General features: G+C 58.0%; 16 protein-coding genes. 10 read left to right on the top strand and 6 right to left on the bottom strand.

The genetic code is table 11. From position 1 onward, the window contains the following. Positions 1-73 precede the first annotated feature (73 nt). Positions 74-457: a PaaI family thioesterase gene (locus GHO42_RS22710; RefSeq protein ID WP_095020144.1), complete on the bottom strand. Its 384-nt coding sequence runs from the start codon at positions 455-457 to the stop codon at positions 74-76. After that, entirely contained in the window at positions 457-2,778 is a 2,322-nt protein-coding gene (locus GHO42_RS22705) for a Tex family protein (RefSeq protein ID WP_095020145.1), read from the bottom strand. The genes GHO42_RS22710 and GHO42_RS22705 overlap by 1 nt, the downstream gene beginning before the upstream one ends. A gap of 359 nt (positions 2,779-3,137) precedes the next feature. Between GHO42_RS22705 and ompR the strand changes: the two genes are divergently transcribed. Further along, on the top strand, positions 3,138-3,878 hold the full coding sequence (ompR, locus tag GHO42_RS22700; RefSeq protein ID WP_095000806.1) for a two-component system response regulator OmpR: 741 nt from the start codon (positions 3,138-3,140) through the stop codon (positions 3,876-3,878). 114 nt (positions 3,879-3,992) lie between these two features. Beyond that, complete coding sequence (locus tag GHO42_RS22695; RefSeq protein WP_016783139.1) at positions 3,993-5,306, top strand: ATP-binding protein; 1,314 nt, start codon at positions 3,993-3,995, stop codon at positions 5,304-5,306. 69 nt (positions 5,307-5,375) lie between these two features. Here the strand turns inward: GHO42_RS22695 and rimK are convergent, their stop codons facing one another. After that, positions 5,376-6,281 (bottom strand): 30S ribosomal protein S6--L-glutamate ligase, encoded by a 906-nt coding sequence (gene rimK / locus GHO42_RS22690; RefSeq protein ID WP_016783140.1) that lies wholly within the window; start codon positions 6,279-6,281, stop codon positions 5,376-5,378. Continuing rightward, positions 6,278-6,727 (bottom strand): ATP-dependent zinc protease, encoded by a 450-nt coding sequence (locus GHO42_RS22685; RefSeq protein ID WP_169916200.1) that lies wholly within the window; start codon positions 6,725-6,727, stop codon positions 6,278-6,280. The genes rimK and GHO42_RS22685 overlap by 4 nt, the downstream gene beginning before the upstream one ends. A gap of 268 nt (positions 6,728-6,995) precedes the next feature. Between GHO42_RS22685 and GHO42_RS22680 the strand changes: the two genes are divergently transcribed. The 3 genes from GHO42_RS22680 (at position 6,996) to GHO42_RS22670 (ending at position 10,172) form a co-directional block, all read left to right on the top strand. Further along, complete coding sequence (locus GHO42_RS22680; RefSeq protein WP_095000808.1) at positions 6,996-7,403, top strand: RNA-binding S4 domain-containing protein; 408 nt, start codon at positions 6,996-6,998, stop codon at positions 7,401-7,403. Positions 7,404-7,548: 145 nt separating this feature from the next. Continuing rightward, complete coding sequence (gene hslO / locus GHO42_RS22675) at positions 7,549-8,451, top strand: Hsp33 family molecular chaperone HslO (RefSeq protein ID WP_095000809.1); 903 nt, start codon at positions 7,549-7,551, stop codon at positions 8,449-8,451. A gap of 179 nt (positions 8,452-8,630) precedes the next feature. Next, the gene (locus tag GHO42_RS22670; protein ID WP_095017745.1) at positions 8,631-10,172 is read left to right on the top strand and encodes a phosphoenolpyruvate carboxykinase; all 1,542 of its coding nucleotides are present in this window, start codon (positions 8,631-8,633) and stop codon (positions 10,170-10,172) included. A 176-nt stretch (positions 10,173-10,348) separates the two neighbouring features. Here GHO42_RS22670 and GHO42_RS22665 read toward each other — a convergent pair whose 3' ends face one another. Next, positions 10,349-10,699 carry a DUF1493 family protein gene (locus GHO42_RS22665; protein ID WP_095017744.1) on the bottom strand — a complete coding sequence of 117 codons (351 nt, stop codon included), beginning with the start codon at positions 10,697-10,699 and terminating at the stop codon, positions 10,349-10,351. Between the two features lie 153 nt (positions 10,700-10,852). On the opposite strand from GHO42_RS22665, the gene GHO42_RS22660 reads away from it, so the two are divergent. The 3 genes from GHO42_RS22660 (at position 10,853) to GHO42_RS22650 (ending at position 13,492) form a co-directional block, all read left to right on the top strand. Then, positions 10,853-11,122 carry a type II toxin-antitoxin system Phd/YefM family antitoxin gene (locus GHO42_RS22660; protein ID WP_169916159.1) on the top strand — a complete coding sequence of 90 codons (270 nt, stop codon included), beginning with the start codon at positions 10,853-10,855 and terminating at the stop codon, positions 11,120-11,122. Further along, complete coding sequence (locus GHO42_RS22655) at positions 11,091-11,429, top strand: type II toxin-antitoxin system RelE/ParE family toxin (protein ID WP_095017743.1); 339 nt, start codon at positions 11,091-11,093, stop codon at positions 11,427-11,429. The genes GHO42_RS22660 and GHO42_RS22655 overlap by 32 nt, the downstream gene beginning before the upstream one ends. A 125-nt stretch (positions 11,430-11,554) precedes the next feature. Further along, on the top strand, positions 11,555-13,492 hold the full coding sequence (locus GHO42_RS22650) for an ATP-dependent DNA helicase RecQ (RefSeq protein ID WP_153326919.1): 1,938 nt from the start codon (positions 11,555-11,557) through the stop codon (positions 13,490-13,492). A 119-nt stretch (positions 13,493-13,611) separates the two neighbouring features. On the opposite strand, the gene GHO42_RS22645 is transcribed toward GHO42_RS22650, so the two are convergent. Then, positions 13,612-14,976 (bottom strand): formimidoylglutamate deiminase, encoded by a 1,365-nt coding sequence (locus GHO42_RS22645; protein ID WP_095000814.1) that lies wholly within the window; start codon positions 14,974-14,976, stop codon positions 13,612-13,614. Between the two features lie 145 nt (positions 14,977-15,121). Here GHO42_RS22645 and hutC point away from each other — a divergent pair, with 145 nt between their 5' ends. Both hutC and GHO42_RS22635 read left to right on the top strand, forming a co-directional pair. After that, positions 15,122-15,832 carry a histidine utilization repressor gene (hutC, locus tag GHO42_RS22640; RefSeq protein ID WP_153326946.1) on the top strand — a complete coding sequence of 237 codons (711 nt, stop codon included), beginning with the start codon at positions 15,122-15,124 and terminating at the stop codon, positions 15,830-15,832. Beyond that, entirely contained in the window at positions 15,829-16,407 is a 579-nt protein-coding gene (locus GHO42_RS22635; RefSeq protein ID WP_095017740.1) for a HutD family protein, read from the top strand. The genes hutC and GHO42_RS22635 overlap by 4 nt, the downstream gene beginning before the upstream one ends. Positions 16,408-16,454: the final 47 nt, after the last annotated feature.

Here is a 16,454-nt window from a genome sequence, read left to right as displayed (position 1 = left end):
CGCCGCGGCGCTCCAAGCGCATTTCGGCACTGCATTGGCAGTGCCGAAATTAACTCAAATCAGCCGTTGGCCGCTACAGGACAGCGAACGTGCCTTGTGCTTTTGCGACCAGCTTGTCGCCCTGCAACACATCCGCTTCGACGACCAGCGTGCGTCGCCCGGGGTGGATGACCTTGGCGATACATACCACTTCGCCTTCAGCCACCGCGCGGATGTAGTTGATTTTGCACTCAATGGTCGCGCTCTGCTGATCGAAGCCATGGGTGCTGGAACAGGCCAGGCCCATGCTGATGTCCACCAGGCTGAACAACACACCACCGTGCAACTTGCCTGCCCGGTTGCGCAATTGCGGCTCCAGGCTCAGCGCAACATGCGCCACACCGTCTTCCAGCGATTGCACGCGGCAGCCGAGCAACTGGCTGAAGGCGCTCTGGGTCAGGCCGTCCGGGATGGCCATCAGCGTTTCTTCAACTGTTTGGCGTTGGCGAACAACGAGGCCATGGCGTTATTGGACGGTGCGGCGGCAACGCTCTCCTTGCGCGGTGCCGAGCTTTGCTGGCGCGGGGCCGAGCCCGGACGTGCGCCGCGAGCACCGTCGATTTTCTCGCCCGGGGTGTCGCTCATGCGCATCGACAGGCCTACGCGTTTGCGCGGGATGTCGACTTCCATGACCTTGACCTTCACCACATCACCGGCTTTCACGGCTTCGCGCGGGTCTTTGATGAATTTCTCGGACAAGGCCGAGATATGCACCAGACCGTCCTGGTGCACGCCGATATCGACGAAAGCCCCGAAGTTGGTCACGTTGGTCACCACGCCTTCCAGGATCATTCCCAGTTGCAGGTCTTTGAGGTCTTCGACACCTTCCTGAAACTCGGCGGTCTTGAACTCCGGGCGCGGGTCGCGGCCTGGTTTCTCCAGCTCCTGGAGAATATCGGTCACCGTCGGCAGGCCGAAGGTCTCGTCGGTGAACTTCTTCGGATCAAGACGCTTGAGGAACCCGGCGTCGCCGATCAGCGAGCGGATGTCCCGCTCGGTGTCCGTAGCGATGCGTTTGACCAGCGGGTAGGCTTCGGGGTGAACCGCCGAGCTGTCCAGCGGATTGTCGCCATTCATCACGCGCAAGAAACCTGCCGCCTGCTCGAAGGTTTTTTCGCCCAGACGGCTGACTTTTTTCAGCGCTGCACGGGTTTTGAATGCACCGTTTTCGTCGCGGTGAGCCACGATATTTTGCGCCAGTGTGGCATTTAGGCCCGAAATTCGCGCGAGCAGTGCTACCGAAGCCGTGTTCACGTCCACGCCCACGGCGTTCACGCAGTCTTCAACCACAGCGTCCAGGCCGCGTGCCAGCTTGAGCTGGGACACGTCGTGCTGGTACTGGCCGACACCGATGGATTTAGGGTCGATTTTCACCAGTTCGGCCAGCGGGTCTTGCAGGCGGCGGGCGATCGATACGGCGCCACGGATCGAAACGTCCAGATCCGGGAATTCCTTGGCTGCCAGTTCCGATGCCGAGTACACCGAAGCACCGGCCTCGGACACCATCACTTTGGTGACTTTCAGGGCCGGGTATTTTTTCATCAGGTCGATCACCAGCTTGTCGCTTTCACGGCTGGCAGTGCCGTTGCCAATGGCAATCAGATCGACCGAATGCTTGGCACACAGGGCGGCCATGACCGAAATGGTCTGGTCCCACTTGTTGTGCGGCACGTGCGGGTACACGGTGGCGTACTCCAGCAGCTTGCCGGTGGCATCGACCACGGCAATCTTGCAACCGGTGCGCAGGCCCGGGTCCAGGCCCAGGGTGGCGCGCGGGCCAGCCGGCGCGGCCAGCAGCAGGTCGTGCAGGTTGTGGGCGAATACATTGATGGCTTCGGTTTCAGCGGCGTCGCGCAATTCACCCAGCAGGTCGGTTTCGAGGTGGGTGTAGAGCTTGACCTTCCAGGTCCAGCGCACCACTTCGCTCAACCATTTATCAGCCGGGCGGTTTTGATTTTCCAGACCGAAGCGCTGGGCAATCATCATTTCGCCGGGGTGCATCGTGCCGGGCAATTCTTCACCGACTTTGAGCGACGAGCTCAGAATGCCTTCGTTGCGACCGCGGAAAATCGCCAGTGCGCGGTGCGATGGCATGCTTTTGAGCGGTTCATCGTGCTCGAAGTAATCGCGGAACTTGGCGCCTTCCTCTTCCTTGCCGGCAATTACGCGGGCGCTGAGGATGGCTTCCTGTTTGAGGAAGCTGCGCAGCTTGTCCAGCAGGCTGGCGTCTTCGGCGAAGCGCTCCATGAGGATGTACTTGGCGCCATCAAGGGCTGCCTTGACGTCAGCCACACCTTTTTCAGTGTCGACAAAACGGGCAGCTTCGGCATCTGGCGTGAGTGTCGGGTCGTTGAACAGGCCGTCTGCCAGCTCGCCGAGGCCAGCTTCCAGGGCGATCTGGCCCTTGGTGCGGCGCTTTTGCTTGTACGGCAGGTACAAGTCTTCAAGGCGGGTCTTGGTGTCGGCGAGTTTGATGTCGCGGGCCAGTTCGGGGGTCAACTTGCCTTGTTCTTCGATGCTGGCGAGGATGCTGACGCGCCGCTCGTCGAGTTCGCGCAGGTAGCGCAGGCGCTCTTCGAGGTGACGCAACTGGGTGTCATCCAGGCTGCCGGTCACTTCCTTACGATACCGAGAGATGAAGGGTACGGTGGAGCCCTCATCCAGAAGAGCGACGGCCGCTTCGACCTGCTGCGGGCGCACGCCGAGTTCTTCGGCGATGCGGCTGTTGATGCTGTCCATAAAACCACCTGACAAAATGTGATGCAGGCTCGCAGGCCCGGGCTTGAAGGCTTGCGAGGCTGGTTGAGCAGCCCGGAAGGGGCCGCTGCCTGGGCCAAAAGGGCAGCCTGTTGACCCGTGAAGTCAGCTGATTACGCCAGATGTTGAAAAAATAAATACTGGCACAACCATTGAAAGTTCGAGATTGCCCGACACAAAAGGCCGCGCATTATAACCAGCGTTCCCGGATTCAGGGGATTGCGCGCGGTGGTCTCATTACCTGGTCTAATGTTTAAGGAAGAAAAATCTGCTAACAATGCACACAATGCGTATCGCAGCGGCTGAGCCATAATGCGCGCCGAGATCACAGGAGCATCCTAATGAGCAGCACTGCACAAACGTCTGAAGGCGAAAAAATCCTTATCGTTGATGATGATCCTGGGCTGAGCAACTTGCTGGTACGTTTCTTTTCCAGCAAGGGTTATCGCGCCACTTCCGTGACCAATGCAGCGGACATGGATCGACGGCTGGCCCGCGAAATGTACCACCTTGTGGTGCTGGATCTGATGCTGCCCGGCGAAGACGGCCTGTCAGCCTGTCGCCGTTTGCGTGCAGCGGGCAATCGCGTGCCGATCATCATGCTGACAGCCAAAGGTGATGAACTTAGCCGTATCAAGGGCCTGGAACTGGGTGCCGACGATTATCTGGCCAAGCCTTTCAACCCCGATGAGCTGATGGCCCGTGTGCGTGCGGTATTGCGTCGTCAGGCGCCGCCGGTGCCGGGTGCGCCGGGCAGCGAAGACGAAAGCGTGACATTCGGTGATTACGAGTTGTCCCTGGCAACCCGCGAACTCAAACGTGGCGACGAAGTTCACATGCTCACCACGGGTGAGTTTGCGGTACTTAAAGCCCTGGTCATGCATGCCCGCGAGCCGTTGACCCGCGACAAGCTGATGAACCTGGCCCGTGGTCGTGAGTGGGATGCGCTGGAGCGTTCAATCGATGTCCAGATTTCCCGTTTGCGCCGCATGATCGAGCCGGATCCGTCCAAGCCCCGCTATATCCAGACCGTCTGGGGCGTGGGTTATGTGTTCGTGCCGGATGGCAACGCAACCAAATGACAGATCATTTGTAGGAGCGAGTCGCACTGGTGCTGTCTGGTACCGTGTGGCTCGCGATTTATCTTTTTTTCGGGCCTCGGGGCTCGCTCCTGCAAAGTATAAAAGCGGCTGTCTATGAAAACCCCTGTCTGGTTCCCCCAAAGTTTCTTCTCGCGCACACTCTGGCTTGTCCTGATTGTTGTGCTGTTTTCCAAGGCCCTGACGCTGGTTTATCTGCTTATGAACGAGGACGTGCTGGTTGACCGCCAGTACAGCCACGGCGTGGCGCTGACCCTGCGTGCCTATTGGGCCGCCGATGAGGAAAACCGCAACAAGATCATCGATGCCGTTGATTTGGTTCGCGTTGTGGGCGGAGGTGTACCCGAGGGTGAACAGCACTGGCCTTACAGCGAGATTTATCAGCGTCAGATGCAGGCCGAGCTTGGCCCCGATACAGAGGTGCGCTTGCGTATGCACACATCCCCTGCGCTGTGGGTGCGTGCCCCGAGCCTGGGGGATGGCTGGTTGAAAGTGCCTTTATATCCGCATCCTCTGCGTGGGCAAAAAATCTGGAATGTACTGGGTTGGTTTTTAGCCATCGGCTTGTTGTCCACTGCTTCGGCGTGGATTTTCGTCAGCCAGCTTAATCAGCCCCTCAAGCGTCTGGTGTATGCAGCTCGCCAGTTGGGGCAGGGGCGCAGCGTGCGCTTGCCTGTCGGCGACACGCCCAGCGAAATGACGGAGGTGTACAGCGCCTTCAATCAGATGGCTGAAGACGTCGAACAGGCGGGCCGCGAGCGAGAACTGATGCTTGCAGGCGTGTCCCATGACCTGCGCACCCCGCTGACCCGTTTGCGTCTGTCTCTGGAGCTGATGGGCAACCACAACGACCTGACCGACGACATGGTGCGTGATATTGAGGACATGGACGCGATTCTCGACCAGTTCCTGGCCTTTATCCGTGACGGCCGTGACGAGCCGGTTGAAGAGGTTGATCTGTGTGAATTGATCCGTGAAGTGGTGGCGCCCTATAACCAGAACGGAGAGCAGGTACGCCTGCGTCTGCAGCCGATTCAGCCGTTTGCGCTACGTCGGGTATCGATGAAGCGTTTGCTCAACAACCTGATCGGCAATGCCTTGCACCATGCTGGCGAAGACGTGGAGGTTGCGGCTTACGTATCGGGTGATGTCAGCGCGCCGTATGTGGTGCTGAGCGTGATGGACCGGGGGGCAGGGATTGATCCTGCGGAGCTGGAAGATATCTTCAACCCGTTTATCCGCGGTGACCGTGCCCGTGGCGGTAAAGGTACGGGGCTGGGGCTGGCGATCGTCAAGCGGATTGCCTCCATGCATGGTGGCAATGTCGAGCTGCGTAACCGCAGCGGCGGAGGGCTTGAAGCCCGTGTACGTTTGCCGCTGGGGCTTATGTTGCCAAGAGGGGCGGTATAGCTTTGACCCTGTGGGAGCGGGCTTGCCCGCTCCCACAACAAGTCTGCTCACCCAAGGGTTGATGCGCTGTCAGCCTTTGCCCTTGGTCCGGGTCATATGCGGGCTGCTGTTTTTTTCCAGGTGCTGGATGATAATCCCGGCCACATCCTTGCCGGTGGTGGTTTCAATGCCTTCCAGGCCTGGCGATGAGTTGACCTCCAGCACCAGCGGGCCGTGGTTGGAGCGCAGGATATCGACACCCGCCACACTCAGCCCCATGACCTTGGCCGCACGAATGGCGGTCATGCGCTCTTCGGGGGTGATCTTGATCAGGCTGGCGCTGCCGCCCCGGTGAAGGTTGGAGCGGAACTCTCCAGGTTTGGCCTGGCGTTTCATGGCCGCGATCACCTTGTCACCGACCACGAAGCAGCGAATATCGGCACCCCCGGCCTCCTTGATGTATTCCTGCACCATGATGTTTTGCTTGAGGCCCATAAAGGCCTCAATCACCGACTCGGCGGCGGTAGCGGTTTCACACAGCACCACGCCGATGCCCTGGGTGCCTTCCAGCACCTTGATGACCAGCGGGGCGCCGTTGACCATTTCGATGAGGTCGGGAATGTCATCCGGCGAGTGGGCAAAACCGGTTACCGGCAAACCCAGGCCACGCCGGGACAACAGCTGCAACGAACGTAATTTGTCCCGCGAGCGAGCAATTGCCACCGATTCGTTGAGCGGAAACACGCCCATCATTTCAAACTGGCGCAGCACTGCGCAGCCATAGAACGTGACTGACGCGCCAATGCGCGGGATCACCGCATCAAAGCCTTCCAGCGGCTTGCCGCGATAGTGAATCTGCGGCTTATGACTGGCTATGTTCATATAGGCGCGCAGGGTATCGATCACTACCATCTCATGGCCTCGTTCGGTACCGGCTTCAACCAGACGACGAGTGGAATACAGACGCGGGTTACGCGACAGCACAGCGATCTTCATGCAACACCTGTGGCAGAGGTAGTAGTGACCGGGAATTCCGGCTTGTCTTGTACATATTTTAGTGCAGGGTTGACGACCAATTGGCCGTCGATCAACGCTTTTGAGCCCAGCAACAAGCGATAACGCATCGATTTGCGGCAGGCGAGGGTGAACTCGACCGGCCAGACCCTATCACCCAGCGCCAGGCCGGTGCGGATCACATAGCGAACCTGGGTGTGGCCATTGGAGCTTTTAATGGTTTTAATTGCCACCAAAGGCGCTTCACAGTGACGGTGACGCAGTTGTACCAGGGTGCCCAGGTGGGCATTGAAACGTACCCACTCGACACCGTCGCGCACAAAAGGCTCGATTTCGGTAGCGTGCAGGCTGGAAGTACTGGCACCGGTGTCGATTTTCGCGCGCAGGCCGGCGACTCCCAAATCGGGAAGCGCCACCCACTCGCGCAGACCGACAACGGTCAAGTGATCAAAAGTCTTCAATATAAGTAACCAGCGATTAACGTATTCAGGCCGCAGGAGGAACCCTGCAGGTAAAGCAATCGGCGATGCCGATTTGGCAATGTACAAAGAGCATTCACGCAGAATATTCAGCAAATGGCGACAGTTATCTGCGTGTCCGCTACTCGGCAGGCAGGCATTCTATCGGGACGAATGCTTCAGTTGTTCATTGCAAGTAGTAGTACAGTTCTGACTATTCAAGTGAAGAGGAATTCCAGTGGCGCAAAAGCAGGAAGAGGACGACAAGGTTCGCCTGGATAAGTGGCTCTGGGCGGCGCGTTTTTACAAGACCCGGGCACTGGCCAAGGCCGCGATTGAAAGCGGCAAGGTGCATTGCCGGGGTGAGCGCTGCAAGCCGAGCAAAGAACCTCGCCTGGGCGATGAACTGCAAATTCGTGTTGGCCTTGAAGAGCGCACTGTCGAAGTCAAAGCGCTGTCTGTGGTCCGCCGTGGCGCCCCTGAAGCCCAATTGCTGTACGCCGAAACCGAACAAAGCATCGCCAAGCGCGAAAACGCGGCTGCCATGCGCAAATCCGGGGCCATGGGCATCACGACTGATGGCAAACCGACCAAGAAGCAGCGGCGCCAACTGCATCAGTTTCATGACGCCAGTGGGGGCGAGTGAGCTGGCCAGGGCCCGCAAGCCGTACGTCGAGTCCGTGGCTGCATAGCTTGTAATCATTCAGGTATGGCGCCATATAGGGTCATCAGACCTGCACGATATTTAATGGCGCTTACACATTTTGTCACCAATTCAGAACTCTATTCTTATGTCCGACTTACACAAAACCGATGCCACACAACGCTTTATGTTCGATACCAGCGACGCCCGCGGCGAACTGGCCTCGTTGGAGCACAGCTACGCTGACGTGTTGGCCAAGCACGCTTATCCACAGCCGGTCCAGCAATTGCTGGGCGAGCTGATGGCTGCGGCTGCGTTGCTGGTGGGCAACCAGAAAATCGATGGCTTGCTGAGCCTGCAGGCCCGTTCCGAAGGCCCGGTGCCGCTGCTGATGATCGAATGCACCAGCGACCGGGAAATACGCGGCCTGGCCCGTTTTGACGCCGACCAGATTGCTGCCGATGCCACGCTGGCTGACCTGCTGCCCAACGGCGTACTGGCCATTACCATCGATCCGGTGGTCGGCAAGCGCTACCAGGGCATCGTGGACCTGAACGGCGAAACCCTGGCTGACTGCTTCACCAATTACTTCGTGATGTCCGAGCAAGTGCCGACCCGCTTCTGGCTGGTTGCTGATGGCCAGCGTGCGCGGGGCATGTTCCTGCAGCAGTTGCCTGCCGATGTGGTCAAGGATGAAGACGAGCGCGTCGACAGCTGGGACCGCCTGCTGATGCTGGGCGATACGCTCAAATCAGAAGAGCTGCTGGGGCTGGATAACGAGACCATCCTGCACCGTTTGTATCACGAAGAAACCGTGCGCCTGTTTGATAATCAGGCCATTGAATTCAAGTGCAGTTGCTCCCGTGAGCGTTCGGGCAATGCCCTGACCAGCCTGGGTCATGCCGATGCGCTCAATCTGGTGACCGAGCATGGCGGTCATATCGAAATCGATTGCCAGTTCTGCAACGAGCGTTACCTGTTTGATGCAGCAGATGTCGATCAATTGTTCGCTGGCGCAGGTGTTGAATCCCCTTCAGGCACTCATCACTAAAACGTTTCAGCTCAGGTAAAACACCTGTCAAAGCCCGTTCTTGCGCGGTTCTGACAGGTGGGGCCTACTCTTTTTGGGGTTTTCTGGCATAATCCGGCCCACTTTTTTCGCGGTAGTAGTGCAAACTTTTCTACTACAAAACGTTTGGCGCACTCGGCCAATGGCCGACGGGGAACCTCATGACGCAAGCTAATAACGCCGTGTACACCGATCTGAGCATCGACGATCTGGTCAAAGAAGCCCTGAACCGTGGTGAAGGCGTGCTTGCCGACAATGGCGCACTGGTTGTCGAAACTGGCCACCGTACAGGCCGTTCGCCGGCTGACCGCTTCATTGTTGAAGAACCGTCCACTCAGGCTGCCATTGCCTGGGGCCCGATCAACCGCAAGTTCCCGGCCGACAAGTTCGATGCCCTGTGGGACCGCGTCGAGGCGTTCAACAACGCGCAAGAGCATTTCGTTTCCCACGTGCATGTAGGTGCTTCCGAAGACCACTACCTGGCCGTGAAAATGACCACCCAGACTGCCTGGCAGAACCTGTTCGGTCGTTGCCTGTTCATCAACCCGGCCAAGTACAACCCTGCCGGTCGTGATGAGTGGCAAGTGCTTAACGTGGCCAACTTCGAGTGCGTGCCTGAGCGTGATGGCACCAACTCTGACGGTTGCGTGATCATCAACTTCGCCCAGAAAAAAGTGCTGATCGCTGGCATGCGTTACGCCGGTGAAATGAAAAAAGCCATGTTCTCGGTACAGAACTTCCTGCTGCCTGCTGCTGACGTGCTGCCTATGCACTGTGCTGCCAACATTGGCGAAGAAGGCGACGTGACCCTGTTCTTCGGTCTGTCCGGTACCGGTAAAACCACCCTGTCCGCCGATGAAAGCCGTTACCTGATCGGTGACGACGAACACGGTTGGGGCGAAGGCGTGGTGTTCAACATCGAAGGCGGTTGCTATGCCAAGTGCATCGACCTGTCGGAGAAGAACGAGCCGGTTATCTGGAAAGCCATCAAGCACGGCGCCGTGCTGGAAAACGTTGTGCTCGACGCTGCCGGTCACCCTGACTATGCCGATGTCAGCCTGACCCAGAACAGCCGCGCCGCTTACCCGCTGGAGCACGTTGCCAAGCGTTCCGAGAAGAACCTGGGCGGCGAACCAAACGCTGTGATCTTCCTGACCTGCGACCTGACAGGCGTACTGCCACCTGTGTCGATCCTCAGCGAAGAGCAAGCGGCCTACCACTTCCTGTCTGGCTACACCGCACTGGTGGGCTCGACTGAAATGGGTTCAGGCAGCGGCATCAAGTCGACTTTTTCCACCTGCTTTGGCGCACCGTTCTTCCCGCGTCCGGCCGGTGAATACGCAGAGCTGCTGATCAAGCGCATCCGTGGCTTCGGCTCCAAGGTGTACCTGGTTAACACCGGCTGGACCGGCGGTGGCTACGGCGTTGGCAAGCGCTTCAACATCCCGACCACCCGTGCGGTGATTGCTGCGATCCAGAGCGGTGCTCTGATCGGCGCTGAAACCGAGCACCTGGACATCATCAACCTGGACGTGCCTAAAGCCGTACCGGGCGTTGAGACTGTTCTGCTCAACCCGCGCAACACCTGGGCTGACAAAACTGCCTACGACGAAGCTGCCAAAGCATTGGCCGGCCTGTTCGTAGAGAACTTCAAGAAGTTCGACGTCAGCGACGCGATCAAGGCAGCCGGCCCGAAGGCGTAAGTATTCGGTCAGTGTGTTGATCCACAAAAAAGCCGCCTGAAAAGGCGGCTTTTTTGTGCCTGAATTTTTCTGTGGGTATACATCCTGTGGGAGCGGGCTTGCTCGCGATGGCATCGCGGCGGTGAATCAGACAAAACCGCAGCGTCTGCATCGCGAGCAAGCCTGCTCCCACATGCCTAGGCCTCCAGGCCTTGGGTATCCCACTGTCCGCTGCAGATCGCCGCGTAGAGCATACCGATGGTCAGCGGTACTTTGCTTTCCCGACCCTTGGCCTTGCGCTTGAGGTGCGGGTCATTACCGGCGGGCTGGAAATAGCGATAGGCATCGTAGTCCGCCAGTTCCAGGCCAAAACGTTCTTCCAGGGCTTCTATCAAATGCTGGGCATCCGCGCCATTGCAGCCCAAATCAGCATTGATCGCGGTCTTGAGGCTGATGGTCTTGTGTTCCGGCAAGCCGATTTCTTCGTGCAGCAGCTGCAGCAGCTCACGCAGGGTTGGGGTATCCGGGAGGTCTGGGGCGAGGTTCATTATTCATTGTCCCGATTTTCAGTGTGAGCGTTTGTTGGAGTGTCTTTTATGGCGCTGTTAAAAGTGCTATTTTTAGTGCTTGATTGTGTTGGCTCAGCAGCTTACAGATTTAGCAGATGAGTCTTTCCGTATACATAGGCATGAGGCCATATCATGACATTCGCCATGCTCGCTAAAGTCGCTGCGTCAGTAACAGATCTGAAAAAAGACCCCATGGGTACTTATCGTGAAAGCGGTGGTGACCCAATGGTCATTCTCAATCGTAACGAACCTGCGTTTTATATTCTTTCCCCTGAGCGCTACGAGCTGTTGCTGGAGATGATCGACGACGCTGAATTGGCCAGGTTGGTCAAAGAGCGGCGTGGCAATCCTACAATCAAGGTCGAAATTGATGAGCTCATCGCAACTGCCGAGAAAAACTGAGTCGCAGGCAGATGCAATCAAGACTTATACCCTTGAGTTCGAAATTGAAGCAAAAAAGGAGCTGGAAAAGCTGGATAAGGTGCTCCAGATCCAGCTACTAAAGAAGCTCAAGTGCCGTTTGTTGTCCCCAAAGGTTCCGGCCGCCGGGCTTAGGAATATGCCGAACTGTTACAAAATCAAGCTTCGTGCCAGCGGGGTGAGGCTGGTGTATGAAGTGATTGATAACCGTCTGATAGTTCTGGTGCTTGGTGTCGGTCGTCGTGATGACCATGCTGTCTATATCGCCGCGAAGAAGCGTTTGCACTAGTGATATCGGGTAATTTCAAAACACACCTGTATCATCCTCTCTCAATTTGCCCCCGACCTTTTCTCGATCGTCTGCAAACTTGGCGTTAAAGTTTTGCGCGTGTGGCGGTCAATGGAGTGACAGTGATGTACAACACCCTGGAACAGGTTTTCGGTTATCCACAATTTCGTGCCGGGCAAGAGGCGGTGGTCAGTGCTGTTTTGGCCGGGCGTTCGGCGGCAGCGATTTTCCCCACGGGCTCGGGCAAGTCGTTGTGTTATCAACTGCCGGCGCTGCTGTTGCCCCACCTGACGCTGGTGGTTTCGCCGCTGTTGGCTCTTATGCAGGACCAGCTGGCTTTTTTGCAGCGCCACGGCATTGCCGCCGCCAGTATTGATTCCGCGCAAAGTCGTGAGGACGCCAGCGCCGTGATGGCCCGGGCCAAGGCGGGCGAATTGAAGATCCTGATGATTTCGGTCGAGCGCCTGAAAAACGAGCGCTTCCGTAACTTTTTGCAGCAAGTACCGATTTCACTGCTGGTGGTGGATGAAGCCCACTGTATTTCTGAATGGGGGCATAACTTTCGCCCTGATTATCTGAAACTTCCAGACTACCAGCGCCAGTTCAATATCCCCCAAGCCTTGCTGCTTACAGCGACCGCCACGCCCAATGTGATCGCGGACATGCAGGCCAAGTTCGCGATTGCCGAGACGGATGTCATCACCACCGGCTTCTATCGCGCCAACCTCAACCTGTGGGTTGAGCCGGTCAGCGGCGCGGCAAAGCGCCAGCGCCTGGTGCAGTGGATGAACGGGCGCATCGGCCAGCCGAGCATCGTCTATGTCACATTGCAACGGACCGCCGAGCAGATTGCCGAGCACCTCAGCCAGCACGGTATCAGTGCCAATGCTTATCACGCCGGTTTGCCCCATGAGCAGCGCGAGGGCATTCAGCGCCAGTTCATGGGCGGGCAGCTGAACTGCATCGTCGCCACCATCGCCTTCGGGATGGGTATCGATAAAAGCGATATCCGCAATGTGGTGCATTTCGACCTGCCCAAATCGATTGAAAACTATAGCCAGGAAATCGGTCGCGCCGGGCGTGATGGCCAGCCCTCCGACTGTCTGGTGCTGGCCAACCGCGACAGCCTTAACGTGCTGGAAAACTTTGTGTATGGCGACACGCCCGAGCTTGCGGGTATTCGCTGTGTACTTGAGGAGTTGCGTGGGGCAATACCTGAAGGGCAGTGGGAATTTATGCTGCTGCCGTTGTCCGATCAGAGCAATATTCGTCAGCTACCACTTAAAACCTTGCTGGTGCAGCTGGAGTTGCGCGGCTTGATAGCACCGCGCTATGCCTACTTTGCCGAGTATCGTTTCAAATTCCTGATCGAGCCCGAGGTATTACTGGCCAAATTCGAAGGTGAACGTCAGCAATTTGTCTCGGCCATCATTCAGACCTCCACCCGCGCCAGAACCTGGGCCACGGTAAATTTCGACACCCTGTACGGGCAGCATCAGGCCGATCGCAATCGGGTGGTCAAGGCGCTGGATTATTTTCAGGAGAAGGGTTGGATCGAGCTTGAAAGCAAGCAGATGACCGAGGTCTACAGCCTGCTGGTGAGCGATTTTGATGCCGAGGCATTAAGCCAGGAGCTGCATGCTTACTTCTGTGCCCACGAGAGCGGCGAGATCAAGCGGATTCACGCAATGCTGGCGCTGTTTGCCAGTGATACCTGTCTGAGCTACCGACTGGCCCGGTATTTTGGCGATGACCAGGCACCTCGGCAGTGCGGGCATTGCTCGGTATGCGCAGGACATGTGGCGCGTTTACCGGAGCCCCCCGCGCTGGCGCCGCTTGAGGATAAAAACGTTGAAGCACTGTGTGGCGCTTTTATCCACAGGCATCAGGAATACGCAGGAAGTTATCCCCCGGCAGAACGCCTGACCCGGTTTTTATGCGGGATCAGTGTGCCGATGTTCACCAAGATGAAAGCGCGGGCCATTCCGGGGTTTGCAGCGTTGGAAAATTATCCCTATGCCGAGGTTCGCGATTGGGCTGCGAAGCATCTGAACGGTCTGTAATCCAACTACCTGTGGGTGTTGTGGGAGCGGGCTTGCTCGCGATTGGATCGCCGTGGTTTGACAGATAGACCGCGTCGTAGCCATCGCGAGCAAGCCCGCTCCCACAAGGTGTTATGCACCTACCCCAACAACTCGCGTAGCACACGGGTGAAGTCGCGGCAGCTGGCCTCTTCATCGGCATGATGCCCGTCGCGAACTACCCATTGGCCGTTAACCATCACGTTGCGTATCTGGCGGTCGCCGCCGGCAAACAACCAGCGGTTTAGAATGGCGTCGTCCTGTGCGGTGGCCAGGTACGGGTCGTTGCCGTCAAGCACCAGCCAGTCGGCGCGTTGACCAACGGCCAAGCCAGCGACTGGTTGCCCCATCGCTTGTGCACCACCCGCCAGGGCGGCGTCGTACAGCGTACGCCCGACCATCGGCTGATCACTGCGATACATCCGGTTGCGGCGTTGGTCGCGCAAACGTTGGCCGTACTCCAGCCAGCGCAGTTCCTCGACCACGCTCAGTGACACATGGCTGTCCGAACCGATGCCCATGCGCCCGCCTTGAGCGAGGTAATCCACCGCCGGGAAAATACCGTCACCCAGATTGGCTTCGGTGGTCAGGCACAATCCGGCGACGGCCTTGCTCTGCGCCATCAGTTGAACTTCGTCTGCGTTGGCGTGGGTGGCATGCACCAGGCACCAGCGCGAATCGACTTCGACATTGTCATATAGCCACTGGATCGGTCGCTTGCCGCTCCAGCTCAGGCAGTCGTCGACTTCCTTTTGTTGCTCGGCAATATGGATATGCACCGGGCAGGTTGTGTCGCTGGCGCCCAGCACTGCGTTTATTTGCCCGGGAGTAACGGCGCGTAACGAGTGAAAACACAGCCCCAGGGTCTGCGCTGGCTGTTGCGCCAGTAGCGGCTTGAGCTGTTGCTGCAATTTGAGGTATTGCTCGGTGCTGTTGATAAAGCGCCGCTGACCGTCGTTGGGTGCCTGGCCGCCAAAACCCGAGTGGCTATAAAGTACCGGCAGCAACGTCAGGCCAATGCCGGTGGAGCGTGCAGCTTCGCTAATTCGCAGTGCCAGCTCAGCCGGGTTGGTATAGGGCTGCCCTGACAGATCGTGATGGACATAATGGAATTCCGCCACCGAGGTGTAACCGGCCTTGAGCATCTCGATGTACAACTGACGGGCAATGACGCCGAGTTGTTCAGGGCTGATTTTTCCGACGAGCCGATACATCAAGTCGCGCCACGTCCAGAAGCTGTCATTGGGGTTGCCCGCCACTTCGGCCAAACCGGCCATGGCCCGCTGGAACGCGTGAGAGTGCAGGTTCGGCATGCCCGGCAACAGCGGGCCGCTCAAACGTTCTGCCCCGTGCGCGTCGGCATTGGCTGTAATTTGTGTCAGGCGACCATCGGCACCCACCTCGATTCGGACATTGGCAGACCAGCCAGTCGGTAGCAGGGCGCGCTCGGCAAAGAAGACAGACATCGGTTCGGTACCCCAAAGCTTGTTATTTGTATATACATATACAGACGTTTGCCTGCCCGGTAAACTCCGGCAAGCTACGCCCTTTACTCATGAACAAGGATTGCCTGTGTCGACTCCGCCTGTCGTGTCCCCGCTGGCCGCCCACATGGGCGACAGCCCGGCCCCGCTTTACGCCCGCGTAAAGCAAATGATCACTCAACAGATCCAGAGTGGAAACTGGCCGCCGCATTACCGTGTGCCATCTGAAAGCGAACTGGTGACCCAGCTGGGTTTCAGCCGCATGACCATCAACCGTGCGCTGCGTGAAATGACCGCCGACGGCTTGCTGGTGCGCATGCAGGGTGTCGGTACCTTTGTGGCCGAGCCCAAGACACAGTCCGCGCTGTTTGAAGTCAACAACATCGCTGATGAAATTGCTGCCCGCGGGCACACTCACACCTGCAAGGTCATCAGCCTGGGTGAAGAAATGGCCGGCTCGGAACGCGCCGCCGTGCTCGATATGCGTGAAGGGCAAAAGGTCTTTCATTCCCTGATCGTGCATTACGAAAACGGGATTGCCGTGCAAATCGAGGACCGTTTCGTGAATGCACAGGTGGCGCCGGACTACCTCAAGCAGGATTTCACCCTGCAAACACCGTATGCCTATTTGTCTCAGGTCGCTCCGCTGACCGAAGGCGAGCATGTGGTCGAAGCGATTCTGGCTGACCCCAAAGAGTGCAAGTTGCTGCAAATCGAGCCAGGCGAGCCGTGCCTGCTGATTCGCCGCCGCACCTGGTCGGGCCGTCAGCCTGTGACCGCCGCCCGGCTGATCCACCCCGGTTCCCGTCATCGTCTTGAAGGACGCTTCAATAAATGAGCCAGCCCGTTGTTTTACGTGCCGTCGATTATCCACGCATGCCGTGGAAAAACGGCGGCGGCAGCACTGAAGAAATCACCCGTGACGCAGGTGAAGGCCTTGTCGGTTTTGGCTGGCGCCTGTCGATTGCCGATATTGGCGAATCAGGTGGCTTTTCGCGTTTTGAGGGTTATCAGCGGATTATCAGCGTGCTGCAAGGCGCGGGCATGAACTTGCAAGTTGACGGGGCGAGCACGCGGGCACTGTTACCCTTTGATGCATATGCGTTCAAGGGTGAAAGCACCGTCTCCTGCACCCTGATTGATGGGCCGATCCGTGACTTCAACCTGATCTACGCCCCGCAGCGCTACGCAGCACGTCTGCAATGGCTGGATGCAACCGTCCCGCAACGCCTGTTCAGTTCGGCGCAGACCGTATTGGTGTTCAGTGCGGGCGAGCAGGTGCATGTTGGCCTGGGTAACACCTGCCATGAACACCTGGGCCGCTACGACTGCCTGCAACTAAGCGGCAATCGCGAGTTGCTGGAAATCACGCTAACCGGGCTGTGTTGCGTGATTGAGTTGAGCGCGGTCTGACACAGTCCTGATCAGGTGGGAGCGGGCTTGCTCGCGATGCAGGTGAC

Origin of the sequence: Pseudomonas sp. FSL R10-0056, assembly GCF_009600105.1 — a bacterium.
Taxonomy (GTDB): Bacteria; Pseudomonadota; Gammaproteobacteria; order Pseudomonadales; family Pseudomonadaceae; genus Aquipseudomonas; species Aquipseudomonas bubulae.
This window is presented reverse-complemented; position numbering and strand designations above follow the sequence as displayed.

Excerpts from the sequence above, each read along its gene's own strand:
- GHO42_RS22695 (WP_016783139.1), top strand. The coding sequence starts at position 3,993 with ATGAAAACCCCTGTCTGGTTCCCCCAAAGTTTCTTCTCGCGCACACTC.
- hslO (WP_095000809.1), top strand. The coding sequence starts at position 7,549 with ATGTCCGACTTACACAAAACCGATGCCACACAACGCTTTATGTTCGAT.
- GHO42_RS22710 (WP_095020144.1), bottom strand. The coding sequence starts at position 457 with ATGGCCATCCCGGACGGCCTGACCCAGAGCGCCTTCAGCCAGTTGCTC.
- GHO42_RS22655 (WP_095017743.1), top strand. The coding sequence starts at position 11,091 with ATGAGCTCATCGCAACTGCCGAGAAAAACTGAGTCGCAGGCAGATGCA.
- GHO42_RS22705 (WP_095020145.1), bottom strand. The coding sequence starts at position 2,778 with ATGGACAGCATCAACAGCCGCATCGCCGAAGAACTCGGCGTGCGCCCG.
- GHO42_RS22660 (WP_169916159.1), top strand. The coding sequence starts at position 10,853 with ATGACATTCGCCATGCTCGCTAAAGTCGCTGCGTCAGTAACAGATCTG.
- GHO42_RS22635 (WP_095017740.1), top strand. The coding sequence starts at position 15,829 with ATGAGCCAGCCCGTTGTTTTACGTGCCGTCGATTATCCACGCATGCCG.
- GHO42_RS22650 (WP_153326919.1), top strand. The coding sequence starts at position 11,555 with ATGTACAACACCCTGGAACAGGTTTTCGGTTATCCACAATTTCGTGCC.
- ompR (WP_095000806.1), top strand. The coding sequence starts at position 3,138 with ATGAGCAGCACTGCACAAACGTCTGAAGGCGAAAAAATCCTTATCGTT.
- rimK (WP_016783140.1), bottom strand. The coding sequence starts at position 6,281 with ATGAAGATCGCTGTGCTGTCGCGTAACCCGCGTCTGTATTCCACTCGT.
- GHO42_RS22645 (WP_095000814.1), bottom strand. The coding sequence starts at position 14,976 with ATGTCTGTCTTCTTTGCCGAGCGCGCCCTGCTACCGACTGGCTGGTCT.
- hutC (WP_153326946.1), top strand. The coding sequence starts at position 15,122 with ATGGGCGACAGCCCGGCCCCGCTTTACGCCCGCGTAAAGCAAATGATC.
- GHO42_RS22670 (WP_095017745.1), top strand. The coding sequence starts at position 8,631 with ATGACGCAAGCTAATAACGCCGTGTACACCGATCTGAGCATCGACGAT.
- GHO42_RS22665 (WP_095017744.1), bottom strand. The coding sequence starts at position 10,699 with ATGAACCTCGCCCCAGACCTCCCGGATACCCCAACCCTGCGTGAGCTG.